This window comes from Arsukibacterium tuosuense, from assembly GCF_900215315.1.
Classification (GTDB): domain Bacteria; phylum Pseudomonadota; class Gammaproteobacteria; order Enterobacterales; family Alteromonadaceae; genus Alishewanella; species Alishewanella tuosuense.
In genome coordinates this window covers 1-1333 of record NZ_OBEB01000016.1, presented here as the reverse complement: position 1 = coordinate 1333, position 1333 = coordinate 1, and the positions used below count along the sequence as shown (strand labels likewise).

The window sequence follows — 1333 nt, the reverse complement described above, 5'->3', positions numbered from 1 at the left end:
CTGAGGGATCCCCACAAAATCTTGTTCTCATATAATGCTGTAACTCGTGGTGTCGAGTAAATGAATGCAATGCTTCAGCGTGTCTCGCCACTGTTTTGCAGTCAGCTTTAGACGTTTTGCTATGGCCCGTAACCCCAGTGTATGAAACGATAACACGCGTTTTTCTCGCTGGGTATTCGCCTGAAACTGCCAATGCTTTTTGGCAACCGTTACCCCGACACCGAGTAATATTAGTGCTAATGAAGCTAAGTTGGTCAATAGAACTAAGATACTGAGGCGATTAAGTTTTATCGTGTAATTTTGCTCAAACCCTAAGCCAAACTGGGTGCTCTTCATATCTCGAAAGCTTTCTTCAATTTGCATACGTTGGCGGTAAATCGCGACAACATTTTTACCATGATGACTGGTTTTCGGTAAGTTGGATGCCAGTAACCAGGGATCTGAATTGGCTCGCGCATTAGACTGCGACGTTTTAGATGACTTAACGCTACCATCAGCATTAAGTGCGTGGCGGCCTTTAGCTTTTTGTTTGTACAGGGTAAGAGTACAGGCAAATGGCGTATTTCTGGCTATTTTGGCTTGGTATAGCTTGGGCCGCTGCGATGCCGTGGCATACAGCTGGCTAATGCACTGCCAGTGCCCACCGTTATCGGTGGTATAAAAACAAGGTTTGCGTACCCGCCCAACAAAATACCAGCCCAATGCTTCAATTTGTCTGAACCATGGCGTTTTAAAGCCGGCATCAGTAACAATCACCGGTTTACAGCCTGCAGGCAGAAGCAGTGATAGCCTACGCAAAAACAGCTTATGCGCAGCAGGTTTCTCCTTGGTACTTAACGGATGTACTTCTTCATACAACGTGATAGCACGGCCATCGAAACTCAGTGAGGCGCGAAGCAGGAAGTGCCTTTTACATTCATCTAAATCAGACCAGTCGATGCTTATCGTCGGATGTTTGGCAGTGCAAAATAGCCTACAGATTGCTCCGTAAATCAGGGATTGTTCACGTAGTAAATGCGGATTAGACAACAGCCTGTCAGCACGTTTAATACTGTGTTTTTCATAGGCGCCGGAGTTTATACCGCGGCCTATACTAGTAACAGTTGCGGCACTGCCGTTTGCCAGGCTGTGTACGCAATCACTTAGTGCTTTTTGTCTGGTTGCATGCATTTTGGGTGTGACAAATGAAACGATATTGGTCAAGATAGTGCGAACATTCATGGTTGTTTGGTCTCGGTGATGTTTGGCGATTGATCTGATCACCGAACGCCATGAATGTTCCTTCTGAATTCATCTTTTTGTTTTAGCTAACAATTTTGTGGGGATACCTCAG

General features: G+C 45.5%; 1 protein-coding gene. It reads right to left on the bottom strand.

Translation table 11 applies throughout. The annotated features are described in order from the left end of the window. Positions 1–27: 27 nt before the first annotated feature. Positions 28–1221, bottom strand: coding sequence for an IS4 family transposase (locus tag CRO03_RS18330; protein ID WP_141397771.1), 1194 nt, complete (start codon positions 1219–1221; stop codon positions 28–30). Positions 1222–1333: the final 112 nt, after the last annotated feature.